The sequence below is a fragment of the Georgenia sp. Z1344 genome, assembly GCF_049856295.1.
Taxonomy (GTDB): Bacteria; Actinomycetota; Actinomycetes; order Actinomycetales; family Actinomycetaceae; genus JB111.
This window is the reverse complement of sequence record NZ_JBNDMZ010000003.1, coordinates 1-15,305: the sequence shown is the minus strand read 5'-3', so window position 1 is coordinate 15,305 and position 15,305 is coordinate 1. Positions and strand designations below refer to the sequence as shown.

Annotated in this window: 10 protein-coding genes and 1 riboswitch; of the genes, 7 read left to right on the top strand and 3 right to left on the bottom strand. The window is 74.0% G+C overall.

Annotation, left to right across the window (positions count from 1 at the left end; genetic code table 11):
- Positions 1 to 21: 21 nt before the first annotated feature.
- The 5 genes from ACPYO6_RS03495 (at position 22) to ACPYO6_RS03475 (ending at position 9,366) form a co-directional block, all read left to right on the top strand.
- Positions 22 to 2,724 carry a UvrD-helicase domain-containing protein gene (locus tag ACPYO6_RS03495; protein ID WP_425713509.1) on the top strand — a complete coding sequence of 901 codons (2,703 nt, stop codon included), beginning with the start codon at positions 22 to 24 and terminating at the stop codon, positions 2,722 to 2,724.
- 220 nt (positions 2,725 to 2,944) lie between these two features.
- On the top strand, positions 2,945 to 5,269 hold the full coding sequence (locus ACPYO6_RS03490; RefSeq protein WP_425713508.1) for an acyltransferase family protein: 2,325 nt from the start codon (positions 2,945 to 2,947) through the stop codon (positions 5,267 to 5,269).
- A 183-nt stretch (positions 5,270 to 5,452) separates the two neighbouring features.
- Positions 5,453 to 6,619 (top strand): ADP-forming succinate--CoA ligase subunit beta, encoded by a 1,167-nt coding sequence (sucC, locus tag ACPYO6_RS03485; RefSeq protein ID WP_425713507.1) that lies wholly within the window; start codon positions 5,453 to 5,455, stop codon positions 6,617 to 6,619.
- Positions 6,620 to 6,635: 16 nt separating this feature from the next.
- Complete coding sequence (sucD, locus tag ACPYO6_RS03480) at positions 6,636 to 7,562, top strand: succinate--CoA ligase subunit alpha (RefSeq protein WP_425713506.1); 927 nt, start codon at positions 6,636 to 6,638, stop codon at positions 7,560 to 7,562.
- Positions 7,563 to 7,698: 136 nt separating this feature from the next.
- Positions 7,699 to 9,366, top strand: a complete 1,668-nt coding sequence (locus ACPYO6_RS03475; protein WP_425713505.1) for a DUF6350 family protein — start codon at positions 7,699 to 7,701, stop codon at positions 9,364 to 9,366.
- 86 nt (positions 9,367 to 9,452) lie between these two features.
- Here the strand turns inward: ACPYO6_RS03475 and ACPYO6_RS03470 are convergent, their stop codons facing one another.
- Positions 9,453 to 10,631 carry a cystathionine gamma-synthase gene (locus ACPYO6_RS03470; protein WP_425713504.1) on the bottom strand — a complete coding sequence of 393 codons (1,179 nt, stop codon included), beginning with the start codon at positions 10,629 to 10,631 and terminating at the stop codon, positions 9,453 to 9,455.
- A gap of 122 nt (positions 10,632 to 10,753) precedes the next feature.
- Positions 10,754 to 11,389, bottom strand: a complete 636-nt coding sequence (locus tag ACPYO6_RS03465; RefSeq protein WP_425713503.1) for a hypothetical protein — start codon at positions 11,387 to 11,389, stop codon at positions 10,754 to 10,756.
- 40 nt (positions 11,390 to 11,429) lie between these two features.
- On the opposite strand from ACPYO6_RS03465, the gene purN reads away from it, so the two are divergent.
- Positions 11,430 to 12,053, top strand: coding sequence for a phosphoribosylglycinamide formyltransferase (purN, locus tag ACPYO6_RS03460; protein ID WP_425713502.1), 624 nt, complete (start codon positions 11,430 to 11,432; stop codon positions 12,051 to 12,053).
- Positions 12,054 to 12,057: 4 nt separating this feature from the next.
- Positions 12,058 to 12,146, top strand: a riboswitch (ZMP/ZTP riboswitch).
- A gap of 228 nt (positions 12,147 to 12,374) precedes the next feature.
- Complete coding sequence (gene purH / locus ACPYO6_RS03455; protein ID WP_425713779.1) at positions 12,375 to 14,033, top strand: bifunctional phosphoribosylaminoimidazolecarboxamide formyltransferase/IMP cyclohydrolase; 1,659 nt, start codon at positions 12,375 to 12,377, stop codon at positions 14,031 to 14,033.
- Positions 14,034 to 14,132: 99 nt separating this feature from the next.
- Here purH and ACPYO6_RS03450 read toward each other — a convergent pair whose 3' ends face one another.
- A complete protein-coding gene (locus ACPYO6_RS03450) occupies positions 14,133 to 15,257 on the bottom strand; it encodes an IS30 family transposase (RefSeq protein WP_425713196.1) in 1,125 nt (374 codons plus the stop codon).
- Positions 15,258 to 15,305 lie beyond the last annotated feature (48 nt).

The following is a 15,305-nucleotide window of genomic DNA, read 5'->3' as shown; positions in this document are numbered from 1 at the left end:
GCCAACTACCCTGGACCGACGATGAGCACCCTGTTCGACGGACTCGACCTCCCCGCGCGCCCGGGCCGCACCACTGCCCTGCCCGCGACCCTTGCCCCGCGCCCGGACGAGGACGGCTGGGTGCCCGCCCAGCCGCCGCCCGAGGAGGACGCGGGCCCCTCGGACTTGCTGCCCACCCAGGCCGACCCGTTCGCCGGGCTGCCGGGCGCCGGCTCGGGCGCGCAGCTGCCCAGCCGGGCGGAGCGCGACGCCGCGCGCGCCGCCGCACGTGGGAGCGACGAGGAGCGCGCCGAGTCCCTGCTCGTCGGCCTCAACCCGCAGCAGCGCGAGGCGGTCACGCACGCGGGCGCTCCGCTGCTCATCGTCGCCGGCGCCGGCTCGGGCAAGACCCGCGTCCTCACGCACCGCGTCGCGCACCTGCTCGCCACGGGCCGCTCCCGCCCGGGGGAGATCCTCGCGATCACGTTCACGAACAAGGCCGCCGCCGAGATGCGCGAGCGCGTCGAGGACCTCGTCGGCTCCTCCGCCCAGCGGATGTGGGTCTCGACCTTCCACTCCGCGTGCGTGCGGATCCTGCGCCGCGAGCACGAGGCGCTCGGCATGCGCTCGTCGTTCTCCATCTACGACTCCGCCGACAGCCAGCGGCTCATCACGCTCGTGGCCAAGGAGCTCGACGTCGAGCTCAAGCGCTTCCCTGCCAAGCTGCTCGCCCGCAAGATCTCCGACCTGAAGAACGAGCTCGTCGACCCGGACGACCACGCGGCCACCGTCATGGGCTCGGGCCAGGAGCTCGACGAGATCGTCTCCCAGGTCTACCGCGGCTACGACGCCCGGCTGCGCCAGGCCAGCGCGATGGACTTCGACGACCTCATCATGCGCACGGTCCATCTCCTCCAGGCGTTCCCCGCGATCGCCGAGCACTACCACCGCCGGTTCCGGCACGTCCTCGTCGACGAGTACCAGGACACCAACCACGCCCAGTACGTCCTCGTGCGCGAGCTCTCCGGCGGCACGGAGGAGGCGACGGCGCCCATGGGTCCCGGGGCGGCGGTCCCACCGGCCGAGCTCACGGTGGTGGGCGACGCCGACCAGTCGATCTACGCCTTCCGCGGCGCCACGATCCGCAACATCCTCGAGTTCGAGGCCGACTACCCGCAGGCCCGCACCATCCTGCTCGAGCAGAACTACCGCTCGACACAGAACATCCTCACCGCCGCCAACGCCGTCATCACGCCGAACCCGGGCCGGCGGCCGAAGAACCTGTGGACCGACTCCGGGTCGGGGCCGCGGATCGTCGGCTACGTGGCGGACAGCGAGCACGAGGAGGCGCGGTTCGTCGTCGAGGAGATCGACCGCCTGCGGGACGACGAGTCCGCGACCACGGGTGGTCCCGGTCCCGGCGAGCGCCGCATGCGCTACGGCGACATGGCGATCTTCTACCGCACCAACGCCCAGTCGCGGGCGCTCGAGGAGGTGCTCGTCCGCGCCGGGGTGCCGTACGTCGTCGTCGGGGGCACGCGGTTCTACGAGCGCCGCGAGATCAAGGATGCCGTCGCCTACCTGCGCGCGGTCGCGAATCCCGACGACGAGGCGAACCTCCGGCGCATCATCAACGTCCCGCGGCGCGGCCTCGGGACCAAGGCGGAGGAGGCGCTCGAGCGGCACGCGGCCCGCGAGCGCGTCTCGTTCGGCCAGGCGATCGCCGACGCCGCCGGCACCGTGGGGGAGGTCGTCGACGGCCGGTCGACCCCCGAGGTCCTCGGACTGGCCACCCGCAGCCGCACCGCGGTGGCCGGCTTCCACGAGCTGATGAGCGGTCTGCGCGAGCTCGCCGAGAACGGGTCGACGACGGCGGAGATCCTCGACGCCGCGCTCGACCGGTCCGGCTACCTCGCCGAGCTGCGCGCCTCGGAGGACCCGCAGGACGCGAGCCGCGTGGAGAACCTCGCCGAGCTCCACGCCGTGGCGCAGGAGTTCGCCGAGGCCGACCCGGAAGCCACCCTGGGGGACTTCCTCGAGCGGGTCGCGCTCGTGGCCGACGCCGATCAGATCCCCGGGCGCGCCGGGGACGAGGGCGTCGTCACCCTCATGACCGTCCACACCGCCAAGGGGCTCGAGTTCCCGGTCGTGTTCGTCACCGGCCTCGAGGACGGCACCTTCCCTCACCAGCGCTCCCTGGGGGAGTCCGACCAGATCGCCGAGGAGCGCCGGCTCGCCTACGTCGCGCTCACCCGCGCCCGCGAGCGGCTCTACCTCTCGCGCGCCGCCGTGCGCACCGCGTTCGGACTGCCCCAGGAGATGCCGGAGTCGCGGTTCGTCTCCGACATCCCGCCCGAGCTCGTCGAGTGGCGGCGCGAGCAGTCCTCGACCGACGCGATCCGCGGCTCCGGCCGGGGCGCCGACGGCCGCACGTGGGCGTCGGGCGTACGCGTCTCCCGGGCCGAACCGCGGTCGGTGCCGCGCGGCGGGGCGCCGAAGGGACCGTGGAAGCCGGGTGAGAACGTGCGCAAGGACGGCGAGGCCCGGTTCGGGTCCGCCACCCCGCGGGCCGACGTCGAGGTGCCCGACCTCAGTCCGGGCGACCGGGTCACCCACGACGCGTACGGGCTCGGCACCGTCGTCAGCCTCGAGAACCCCGGCCCGTCCGCCGTCGCCAAGGTCGACTTCGGCGGGGGACAGGTCAAGCGGCTCCTCCTGCGCTACGCGCCGGTCACCAAGCTCTGACGGAACGCAGCCGCCGATGCTCCGGCCCGGGGTGCGGGCGACGGAGCGTGAGGTGCCTGTGGTGCGCATGTGACGTGCGGGAACAGTGGTGCGCGGGGTCGGCCGATCGGGGACGTCTGTCCGCGCGTCGACCTGTTCGGTGTCGGAACGTGGTCATAGCGTGTGCGCTCAAGACGTGGTTCCGGCACGGCCGGGACAGCGAGCGACTGGTGGAGGAGCGATGGACGGCCGTCACGGGCCGGACGGGGGGTCCGGCGCACGACGCGGCCCCACCGCGCGCTCCGGGTCCCCGTTCGCCGGCGGTCCGCTCGCTCCGGGGCCCGGGGCGTCCGGCCGCTCCGGCCGGGAGACCCCCGGTGAGAGGTCGCCCCGCACCGGCGGTTCGACTCGCACGCACGCACCGGCCGGCAGCCGTGAACCGTCCCGCTCCCGCCAGGCGTCGCCGTCACGCTCCGAGCGCACCGGCGGTCACTCCGATCGCTCGACCGGCACCTCCGGGCGCTCAGCCGGCACCTCCGACCAGGCCCCGCCCCGCGGCGGCACCTCCGCCAAGGACATCGTCCGGTCGGGGCGCATCCCCGGGCTCGACGGCGTCCGGGCGCTCGCCGTCGGGGCCGTGCTCGTCTTCCACCTCTTCCCGGTGCTCGCCCCGGGCGGGTTCATCGGCGTCGACCTGTTCTTTGTGCTGTCCGGGTTCCTCATCACGACCCTGCTGCTGCGCGAGATCGGGCGCTCGGGCCGCATCGACCTGCCCGGGTTCTGGCGCAGGCGCGCGAGACGCCTGCTGCCGGCGCTCGCGCTCGTCGTCGTCGTCACCGTGCCGGTCGCGGCCCTGGTCGAGCGCGACCTCATGGTCAACATCGGGCGGCAGGTCCTCGGTGCCCTGACGTTCTCGTCGAACTGGCTCGAGATCGCCGCCGGCTCCTCCTACGCCGACCAGACCGCTCCGCAGCTCTTCGTCAACTTCTGGTCCCTCGCCGTCGAGGAGCAGTTCTACCTGCTGTGGCCGCTGCTCGCCCTGCCGCTCGTCAAGCTCGTCCGGGCGCCGCGGGCGCTGGCCCTCATCGCGATCGTCGTCGCGGTGCTCTCGGCCGTCCTCATGGCCGTCCTCGTCACGCCGGGCGCCGACCCGACCCGCGTCTACTACGGGACCGACACCCACCTGTTCGGGCTCATGCTCGGCATCGCGCTGGCGTTCGTCGCCCAGGACTCGCGCGGCCCGCTGACGACGCCCGCCTGGCAGCGGGCCCGCCCGTTCGTCCCGCTCGCGGGCCTCGCCGCCCTCCTCCTGCTCTCGACCCTCGTGCCCTTCGAGTCGGTGTGGACCTTCCGCGGCGGCCTGTTCGCGGCCTCGCTCGCCGGCGCCGTGCTCGTGGCCGCCCTGCTCGGCCCGCGCACCTGGTTCACCCGCGTGATGGAGCTGGCCCCGCTGCGCTGGCTCGGCGAGCGCTCCTACGGCATCTACCTGTGGCACTGGCCGGTCGTCATCATCCTCGACGCCCTCGTGCCCACCGCCGAGGGGTCGGCCGCCCGCACCGTGCTCCGGCTCGCCGCGCTCGTCGTCACCCTCGGCGTCTCGGCCGCCTCCTACGAGTGGCTCGAGCAGCCGGTCCGGCGCAACGGGATCCGCGCGACCCTGCGCGGCTGGCTGGCCGCCGTCACCGGCATGCGCCCCTCGTTCACCGCCCCCGCCCGGATCGCCGGCGCGCTCGGTCTCCTGCTCGTGGCCGGCACCGGGGTCGCCGTCGCCACGGCCCCCGAGCAGACGGACACCGCCGAGCAGATCGCGACCAACGAGGAGCGCCTCGCCCAGCAGCGCGCCGAGGAGCTCGCCGCCGCCGAGGACGCCCAGGGCGGGGAGGGGGAGAGCCCCTCCGACGACGCGCCCGCCGAGGGCGACCCGCCCCCCGAGGGCGAGGGATCCTCCGAGGGCGCTCCCGGCGAGGAGCCCGGCGAGGGTGAGACGCCTCCCGAGGGCGAGGAGACGCCGTCGGAGGAGGCCCCCGGCGACGAGGACCCGATCGAGACCGACGCCGACTTCTCCGTCCCCACGGGCGACGAGCTGTCCGTGTTCGGCGACTCCATGGTCGTCACGACCCTCGACGCGCTCGAGTACTACTACCCGGGCGTTCACGTCAGCGCGCTGTCGAACGACCAGTGGCCGCAGGGCGAGGCCGCCGTCGAGGCCGCGTTCGCGACCGACTCCGTGCGCCGCGCCGTCGTCATCCACTACGGCACCAACGGCGGCGTGCCCGACCCCAGCATCCCCGAGCGGATCCTCGACTCGCTCGGCCCGGACCGACCGGTCGTCCTCGTCAACCTCTACGGATCGTCGTCGTGGATCCCCGAGGCCAACGCCGAGCTCGAGCGCCTCGCCGAGGGGCGCGACAACGTGGCGATCGCCGACTGGAACGCGACCGCGTCCGCCAACCCCGGGGCGCTCCAGGCGGACAACATCCACCCGGACATCGACGGGGCGCACGAGTACACGCACACCCTGACCGCCGCCTTCGAGGAGCTCGCCGCACGCCACGGCCAGGGGTAGCACAACACCCCGCCACGGGCGTGCCAAGACTCGGCCACGACCGCGAGAAACGGCGGGAAACCGGCGTCGAACGTGGCCTGGCACACGGTGAGACGGCCCGGGAGGGACCTTCGTCCCGCGCTAGGCTCCGAGCGGTGTCCCGGAGCCGAGACACCGCCAATGAGCGAGGGAAGGAACCATCGGGTGGACCTCTTCGAGTATCAGGCGCGCGACATGTTCGAGAAGCACGGTGTCCCCGTGCTGCCGGGCATCGTCGCCTCGACCCCGGCCGAGGCGCGTGCCGCGTACGAGCAGCTCGGAGGCGAGCTCGCGGTCATCAAGGCGCAGGTGAAGATCGGCGGCCGCGGCAAGGCCGGCGGCGTCAAGCTCGCCCGCTCCGCGGACGAGGCCGAGCAGCACGCCCAGGCCATCCTCGGCATGGACATCAAGGGCCACACCGCCCGCAAGGTGCTCGTCGCCGCCGGTGCCGACATCGACACCGAGTACTACTTCTCCGTCCTCCTCGACCGTTCCGAGCGCCGCTACCTCGCGATGTGCTCCGTCGAGGGCGGCATGGAGATCGAGCAGCTCGCCGTCGAGCGCCCGGAGGCCCTCGCCCGCGTGCCCGTCGACCCGATCGTCGGCATCGACCAGGCCAAGGCCGACGAGATCGTCGCCGCCGCCGGGTTCGACGCGGACGTGGCCCCGAAGGTGGCCGACGCGATCCAGAAGCTGTGGACCGTCTACCGCGAGGAGGACGCCACGCTCGTCGAGGTCAACCCCCTCGTGCGCACCCCGGAGGGCGAGATCATCGCCCTCGACGGCAAGGTCTCGCTCGACGACAACGCCTCCTTCCGGCACGAGGACCACGAGGCGCTGGTCGACGCGGCGTCGGAGGACCCCCTCGAGGCCAAGGCCAAGGCCAAGGGGCTCAACTACGTCAAGCTCGACGGCTCGGTCGGCATCATCGGCAACGGCGCGGGCCTCGTGATGTCCACGCTCGACGTCGTCGCCTACGCGGGCGAGGCGCACGGGGTCGGCCCCGCGAACTTCCTCGACATCGGCGGCGGCGCCTCGGCGCAGGTCATGGCCGACGGCCTCGACGTCATCCTCGGCGATACGCAGGTCCGCTCGGTGTTCGTCAACGTCTTCGGCGGCATCACCGCCTGCGACGAGGTCGCCCGCGGCATCGTGCAGGCGCTCGAGATCATCGGCGACCAGGCGACCAAGCCGCTCGTCGTGCGGCTCGACGGCAACAACGTCGAGGAGGGCCGGGCGATCCTCGCCGAGGCCAACCACCCCCTGGTCACCCAGGCGGACACCATGGACGGCGGAGCGGCGAAGGCCGCCGAGCTCGCGGCTGCGAAGTAAGGAACGGGACCCACACATGTCGATCTTTCTCAACCGCGAGTCCAAGGTCATCGTCCAGGGCATCACGGGCTCCGAGGGCACCAAGCACACCGGCCGCATGCTCGCCGCCGGCACGAACGTCGTCGGCGGGACCAACCCCCGCAAGGCGGGCACGACCGTCGACTTCGACGTGACGCCGGTCGGCCCGGGCGCCGAGGAGCGCACCGGCGGGGCCGTCTCCGTCCCCGTGTTCGGCACGGTCGCCGAGGCCAAGGAGGCCACCGGCGCGAACGTGTCGATCATCTTCGTCCCGCCGAAGTTCGCCAAGGGCGCCGTCGTCGAGGCCGTCGACGCCGGCGTCGAGCTGGTCGTCATCATCACCGAGGGCATCCCGGTCAAGGACTCGGCGGAGTTCTTCACCTACGCCCAGTCCAAGGGCGTGCGCCTCATCGGCCCGAACTGCCCCGGCATCATCACGCCCGGCCAGTCCAACGTCGGCATCACGCCCCCGGACATCACAGGCCCCGGCCGCATCGGCCTGGTCTCGAAGTCCGGCACGCTGACCTACCAGATGATGTACGAGCTGTCCGACATCGGCTTCTCCACCGCCATCGGCATCGGCGGCGACCCGGTCATCGGCACCACCCACATCGACGCGCTCCGCGAGTTCGAGGCCGACCCGGACACCGACCTCATCGTCATGATCGGCGAGATCGGCGGCGACGCCGAGGAGCGCGCGGCGGCCTTCATCAAGGAGAACGTCACCAAGCCGGTCGTCGGCTACGTCGCGGGCTTCACCGCCCCCGAGGGCAAGACGATGGGCCACGCCGGCGCGATCGTCTCCGGCTCCGCCGGCACCGCGTCCGCCAAGAAGGAGGCCCTCGAGGCCGCCGGCGTCCGCGTGGGCAAGACCCCCACCGAGACGGCAAACCTCGCGAAGGAGATCCTCGCGGCGAAGGCCTGACCTTTCCGACGCACGCCCCCGGCGACCTCCGTGGTCGTCGGGGGCGTGCGTCGTCTGCGGGGTCGCGCCGTGGTGAGCGCCGACACCTGGGCGTGGCTCCCGCTCGCCGGGGGCGATCGGCGCGACCATGGCTCCGATGACCGCCACGACGACCCGACCCGAGGCGACCGGTGCCGCCCGCGCCTCGCTCCTGCCCGAGGGCTGGCTGCGCGCGCTCGTCGCCGCGCTCGAGGCCGCGCTGCTCGGCTGGCTCGTCTGCGTGGTCCCCGCGATCGCCGCGTACGTCGCCACCGCCGCCTCGCCGGCGCTCGGGGACAGCACGTGGCAGTCCGGGCTCGGCATCGGTTCCGCCGCCTGGTTGCTCGGCCACGGCGCCCCGGCCGGCTCGCTCTCCCTCGTCCCGCTCGGGCTCAGTGCCGTGCTCGCCGCCCTCGTCATGGGCACCGCCCGCCGGCACGTCCTCCGCGGCGGTGCGCACGTGGTGGTCGCGCTCGGGTACGTCGTGCTCGTCCAGCTCGTCAGCCTGCTCTCGCCGTTCGCGGTCGACCACGTGCGGCTCGCCGTCGGGTCCGCCGTCGTCGCGGCCGCGGGCTGCGCCTGGTCCTGGTGGCGGACCGGCGCGCGGACCCGGGACCTCATCGAGGACGACGCGGCCGGCGCCCCGAGCGACCGGTTCACCCACCGTGCGGGACTCGTCGGTGTGCGGGCGCTGCGCGGGGCGGGTGCCACGCTGGCCGTGCTCGTCGTCGTCGGGCTCGCCGCCGCCGTCGCCGCGATCGCGCTGCACGCGGACCGGGTCCTCGCCCTGCACGAGAGCTACGACGCCGGGATCGTCGGCGGAACCGTCCTCGTCCTCGGCCAGCTCGCCTACCTTCCGACACTCGGCGTGTGGGCGTTCGCCTACGTCGCCGGGCCCGGGTTCGCCGTGGGCACCGGGACGGCGGTCGGCCACGGGGGCGTCGAGCTGGGCGCGGTCCCGGCGATCCCGCTGCTCGGAGCCCTGCCGGAGTCCCCGTCCCCGCTGGGGATCTGGCCCACCCTGCTCGTCGTCCTCGCCGGTGCGGTCGGGGCCTGGTGGATGTGCCGTCCCGGGCACGCGCACCGCCTGCTCGACGCCGTCGCCTCCGCGCTCGGTGCTGCCCTCCTCGTCGGCGTCGCGACGCTGCTGGCGGGCCTCGTGTCGGCCGGCGCCATCGGCTCGGGTCGCATGGCGGACCTCGGGCCGGACGCCCTCGTCCTCGCCGGCCTCGTCACCGGGGAGGTCGCGCTCGGCGCCGTCCTCGTCGCCACCCTCCTCCACCCCCGCACCCGCACCGCGCTGGCCGGGGGAGTGGGCTCGGTCCGGGAGCGCCTCGAGCGCACCGACGGGACCACGGACGAGGCGCCCGACGACGACACACCCTCCGACGACGACACGCGCGGTTCGAGGCCTGGCACCGCCGCGTCGGGCGACGACACGCCCGGTGGAGGCGCGAGTGGCGGTGGTGCGCGCGCTGGTGCGGCAGGAGAGTCGGGCGCGACCGGGACAACGGGTGGCACGGCAACGAGCGGTGCGAAGGGCGCGGGCAGTGCAAAGGGCGGCACGGGCGCGGGCACTGCCGCCGGCTCGACGGGAGCGGGTAGCGCGAAGAGCGGCACGCGCACGGGCACGGGCTCCGGCGCGACCGCCACCCGCACAGCGTCGGCGGCCCAGGGGAACGCGTCCCGCTCCGGCCGCTGGTCGGCCACCGGGTCGATGGCCAGCGCGACGCCGACGCGCCGCGCGTACGGGCACGGCGCGACCGCGAGCGGCACCGCCGGCTGACCCGGGCGCCCCTCGCGTGCCGGCGTCGTCGTCGGTCCGGACCTGTCTCGCCCGGTACGGGCCCTTCGTCAGGCCCGGGGACCTGATCAGGCGCGGCCGGTGACCCGCGTCCCGGTGGCGCTGCGCGCGAGGTCGAGCGCGGCGTGGAGGTCGTCGACGAGGTCCCCGGCATCCTCGATGCCCACCGAGATGCGCACGAGGTCGTCGGGCACCTGCAGCGGCGTGCCGACGGCGGCGAGGTGGGTCATGGTCGCGGGGTGCTCGATGAGGGACTCGACCCCGCCGAGCGACTCGGCGAGGGTGAACAGCTCGGTGGACTCGACGAAGGTACGCGCGGTCTCGGCGTCGCGCAGGCGGACCGAGACCATGCCGCCGAAGCCGCTCATCTGGCGGGCGGCGACGTCGTGCCCCGGGTGCGTGGCGAGGCCGGGGTAGGCGACCTCGGTGACGAGGTCGTGGGCCGTCAGGGCGTCAGCCACCCTGGCGGCGTTCGTACAGTGCCGGTCCATGCGCACCGCGAGGGTCTTGATCCCGCGGCTGACGAGCCAGGAGTCGAACGGGGCCAGGCCCGTCCCGGTGTCGTTCTGCAGGTCGGCGAGCGACTCTCGCCACCGGTCGTCGGCCAGGACCACCGCGCCGCCGACGACGTCGGAGTGCCCGCCGAGGTACTTCGTCAGCGAGTGCAGGACGAGGTCCGCGCCGAGGGTGATCGGCTGCTGCAGGTAGGGCGTGGCGAACGTGTTGTCGACGACGACCACGGCCCCGACCGCGTGGGCGATCTCGGCGACGGCGGCGACGTCGACGATCCGCAGCAGCGGGTTGCTCGGCGTCTCGACCCACACGACGGTCGGCGCCTGCGCGGTCACGGAGGCGCGGACCGCGTCGACGTCCGTGAGGTCCACGGTGGCGAGCGTGACGCCCCAGGCGCCGTAGGTCGACTCGAGCAGCCGGTGGGTGCCGGCGTACGCGTCGTCCCCGAGGAGCACGTGGGCGCCCGGCCCGGTCAGCGCGCGCAGCACGGCGTCCTCGGCGGCCATCCCGCTCGCGAACGTCAGTGCCGACCGCCCGCCCTCGAGCTCGGCGAGCGTGTCCTGCAGCGCGGACCGGGTCGGGTTGCCCGTGCGGGTGTACTCGAAGCCGGCCCGCAGCACGCCGACGGAGTCGTGCCGGAAGGTCGAGGAGAGGTGGAGCGGTCTGCTCACGGCCCCCGTCGCCTCGTCGGGGGACTGACCTGCGTGGATGGTGCGTGTGCTCGGCTGCGTCATGCTCCCGACGCTAACGGTGCGAGCCGGGGGACCGGTGCGCGTGCCTCGCGGTGTCCGGGACGTGGGACGGGGACTTGACGGAGGGCTCGACGCGGGCCGACGCGAGCGGGCGTCGGCCCCGGTCAACCGGTCGGGAGGAGGCCCCGCAGCTGGTCGTCGAGCTCGTTCGCGCAGGCGTCGCGGCCCTGGTTCGTCACGGCGCCGTCGAGGCACTCCTGGTTCTCCATCTGCATGTTCCAGGCGAACGCCGGGACCAGGTGGAGGGCGGCGATGATCGAGCCGATGACGACGGTGACCGTGAGCGAGCGCTCGCGGCGCTGGGCGAGGGTCGGACCCGCGGGACGCTCCGACGACCCGCCGTCCTCGCTCGTGCCCCTGCCGGGAGGGCTGCTCCCGCCCCGCCTCGGCGGCAGCACGCCGGGCACGCCCGTTCCCGGGACGCCGGCACCGCCCCGGGGGTCCGTCGTCCGGCCCGCCGGCGCGCCCGCCGGGTTCGACCGCGCGTCCGTACCGCTCCTCGGCTCCCGGAACCGGCGGGCGTACACGGCCGCCGCCACGCCGAGGAGCGCGAGCACGCCCAGCCCGATCGTCGCGGGGAAGCGGGTGACGACCAGGGTGCCCAGCGCGCTGCCGATGACGAGCACGCTGGCCGCCGTCGACCACCGGCCGAGCTCGTGCGCGCGCTCCTCCTCGGAGCTCCGCGGCGGCGCCGGGTCCGTCGTCGGGGCGGGCTGCCGTCCGTTCGATGGCGTCGTCACCCGGTCATTGTCACCCGCCGGGCGTCTACCGTTGGACGTCGTGACCTCCGCACCCCCGCGCCCGCTCCGCCTCCTCGTGCTCGTCTCCGGCTCCGGGACCCTCCTGCAGGCCGTCCTCGACGCCGCCGCACCGGGCGCGCCGTTCGTCGTCGTCGGCGTGGGGACGGACCGGACCGGGACGCTCGGCGAGGAGCGGGCTCGGCGCGCGGGGATCCCGACCTTCGTGGCCCCCCTCCGTGACCACCCGGACCGCGCCGCCTGGGACGCCCACCTCGCCGGCGAGATCGCCGCGTACGAGCCGGACGTCGTCGTGAGCGCAGGCTTCATGAAGATCCTCGGCCCCGCCGTGCTCGGCGCGCGGCCCGTCCTCAACACCCACCCCGCGCTGCTGCCGTCCTTCCCCGGCGCCCACGGGGTCCGCGACGCCCTCGCCCACGGCGTGCGCGTCACCGGGTGCACGTGCCACGTGGTCGACGCCGGGGTGGACACCGGCCCGATCGTCGACCAGCGGGCCGTCCGGATCGAGGACGGCGATACCGAGGAGACCCTCCACGAGCGGATCAAGGTCGAGGAGCGGGCCATGCTCGTCGACGTCCTCACGCGTCTCGCGCGCAGCGATCTCAGCCTGCCGACCCCCCGGCACGGGGCGGTCCCGCCCGCGTAGACTCGGGGACGGCCGCGACTGGCGAACGAGGTGGGTGACCACCGGGGAGCGGCCGACGAACCCCTCACCGCGCCGCTCGCCTGGGCGCCGGGGCCGGGTGCGCACCGCGCCCGGGACCGCCGAGAAGAGGAGGACCCCGTGAACGCCCAGCCGACCCCCGACGCCGCTGCAGGCACCGCAACCGCCGGACCCGCTGCCGATGGCCCCGTAGCCGCCGGCCCCGTAGCCGACAGTCCCGTGGCCGACGCGACCCCGACCGCGGACACCGCCCCCGGCGCCGGGCCCGAGCGCACGACCCGCGCCGCCGCCGACCGCCACGCCGTGCGCCGCGCGCTGGTCTCCGTGTACGACAAGACCGGGCTGGTCGAGCTCGCGGGGGCGCTGGCGGAGGCGGGCGTCGAGATCGTCTCGACCGGGTCGACCGCTGCCCGCATCGCCGAGGCCGGCATCCCCGTCACCCCGGTCGAGCAGGTCACGGGATTCCCCGAGTGCCTCGACGGGCGCGTGAAGACCCTCCACCCCAACGTCCACGCCGGCGTGCTGGCGGACCGGCGGCTCGCCGACCACCGCGAGCAGCTCGACGAGCTGGGGATCGAGCCGTTCGACCTCGTGGTCGTCAACCTCTACCCGTTCGCGCAGACCGTCGCCTCCGGCGCCGGGTACGACGACGCCGTGGAGCAGATCGACATCGGGGGCCCCACGATGGTGCGGGCCGCGGCGAAGAACCACCCGTCGGTCGCGGTCGTGGTCGACCCGGACCGGTACGGCGAGGTGACCCGGGCGCTCGCCGAGGGCGGCTTCACGTTCGCCGAGCGGCGCGCCCTCGCCGCCGTGGCGTTCGCCCACACCGCCGCCTACGACGCCGCCGTGGCCACCTGGTTCGCCGAGCAGGCCGCCGACGCCGAGACGGCCACCTCCGGGTACGAGGCCGACGCCCCCGCCGCGCAGGCCCCCGCCTACGTCGGGCTCGGTCTCGAGCGGCGCGCCACCCTGCGCTACGGCGAGAACCCGCACCAGGCGGCCGCGCTCTACGCGGCCGCCGGCGTCGAGGGCGGGATCGCCGGCGCCACCCAGCTCCAGGGCAAGGCGATGAGCTACAACAACTACGTCGACGCCGACGCCGCCCTGCGCGCCGCGCTCGACCACGAGCGGCCCGCCGTGGCGATCATCAAGCACGCCAACCCGTGCGGGATCGCGGTCGGCGAGAGCGTCGAGGCCGCCTACCGTGCCGCGCACGCCTGTGACCCGGTTTCCGCCTACGGCGGCGTCATCGCGGCGAACCGGCCCGTGACCGCGGCGATGGCCGAGGCGATGGCGGGCGTGTTCACCGAGGTGCTCGTGGCGACCGAGGTCGAGGAGGCGGCGCGCGAGCTGCTCGCCCGGCGCAAGAACCTGCGCGTGCTCACCGTGACGCCCGAACCGCGCGGCGGCACCGAGATCCGGCCGATCACCGGCGGGGCGCTCGTCCAGGCCCGCGACGCCGTGGACGCGCCCGGCGACTCGATCGAGGGGTGGACCCACGTGTCCGGGGAGCCCGCCGACGAGGCGACCCTTGCCGACCTCGAGTTCGCGTGGCGCTCCGTGCGGGCCGTGCGATCGAACGCCGTGCTGCTCGCCGACGCCGGCGCGACGGTCGGCGTGGGCATGGGGCAGGTCAACCGCGTCGACTCGTGCCGTCTCGCGGTCGAGCGGGCGAACACGCTCGGGGTCGAGGTGAGCTCCGACGTCGAGTCCGCCGGTGGTGCGCAGGCCGGTGCGGAGGACGGTGCGGCCGGGGCGACGCCCGAGCGTGCGCGCGGCTCGGTCGCGGCGTCGGACGCGTTCTTCCCGTTCGCCGACGGACTGCAGGTGCTCATCGACGCCGGCGTCCGTGCGGTGGTCCACCCGGGCGGCTCGATCCGTGACGACGAGGTGACTGCGGCCGCCCAGGCCGCCGGCGTGACGATGTACCTCACGGGCACGCGCCACTTCGCCCACTGACGACGCACGTCCCCTCGTCGAGATTGCGGTTCGTCGTCGCCGAGATTGCGGTTCGTCGAGGTTGAGTTCGTCGAGAGTGCGGTTCAGGTGGCGGCGGTTTCAAGTGGTTGTTGCAACGAGTAGGTCGTTGAGTCGTTTCGCTGGAGTCTGCCAGCCCAGTGTCATGCGTGGTCGTGTGTTGAGCTCGCGGGCGACGGCGTCGAGGTCGCGCTGGGCGTAGGTGCGGAAGTCGGTACTCGAGCGGGGAAAGTACTGCCGCAGCAGGCCGTTGGTGTTCTCGTTCGAGCCTCGCTGCCAGGGCGAGTGCGGGTCGCAGAAGAAGACCCGGCAGTCTGTCGCCAGCGTGAAGTGGGCGTGCTTGGCCATCTCAGCGCCCTGATCCCAGGTCAGAGTCGCGGCCAGCTCGGCCGGCAGGCGGCCCATCGTCTCGATCAGCACGTCGATCACCTGCTCGGAGACCCTGCTCTCCGGTAGAGCGCCGAGCATGACGTACCGCGTGGAACGCTCGACCAGGGTGATGATCGCCGACGCGCTACGCGCACCGATGATCAGGTCACCTTCCCAGTGCCCGGGCACGGCCCGGTCTTCGACCTCGGCCGGCCGGGTGCTGATGTTCAGGCCATGGGTCCAGGCCTTGCCCGAGTGTGCCGCCCGCGCGAGGCGGGACTGGGGGCGCCGCCTGGTCCGCCCGGTACGGAGTGCGACCTGGCGTGCGATCTCGCTGCGCAGCCCGCCACGAGCTTGGTAGTAGATCGCTTGGTAGATCGTCTCGTGGGACACCCATCGCTCCGGCCGGTCGGGATACTCCTGACGAAGCCAGTGTGCGATCTGCTGCGGAGACCACCGCTGTTCGAGCTTGTCCCGCACCAGGGGCCATAGCCGGCCGCGACCCGAGGTCACCCCGCGGCGGCGATCGCCGGTCAACTTGCCGGGCCTGGGCCTGCGGGCCCGCTTGTCGGCCCTGCGCTGCGCGTTCCGGCACGAGTACGCCCACCGGTAGGCGCCACCACGACCGGCGGGATTGGCCTGCCGGCGTCCCGCCGGGGAACGCGTCCCGGGTGTGTCCAGGTGAGCGCCCCGGTAGGAGTTATTGCGAGTGACCTCGCGCCACACCGTGGTCCGGTGACGACCGATCCGCTCAGCGATCTGCGGGAACGTCAATCGCTGACCGAACAGCGCCTCGATCTTCGCCCGCTCCTCAAGTGTCAATCTCTTCCCAGCCATCCGTACACCCTCCCAAGGCGCACGTTGCAACAACCGATTGAAACCGCC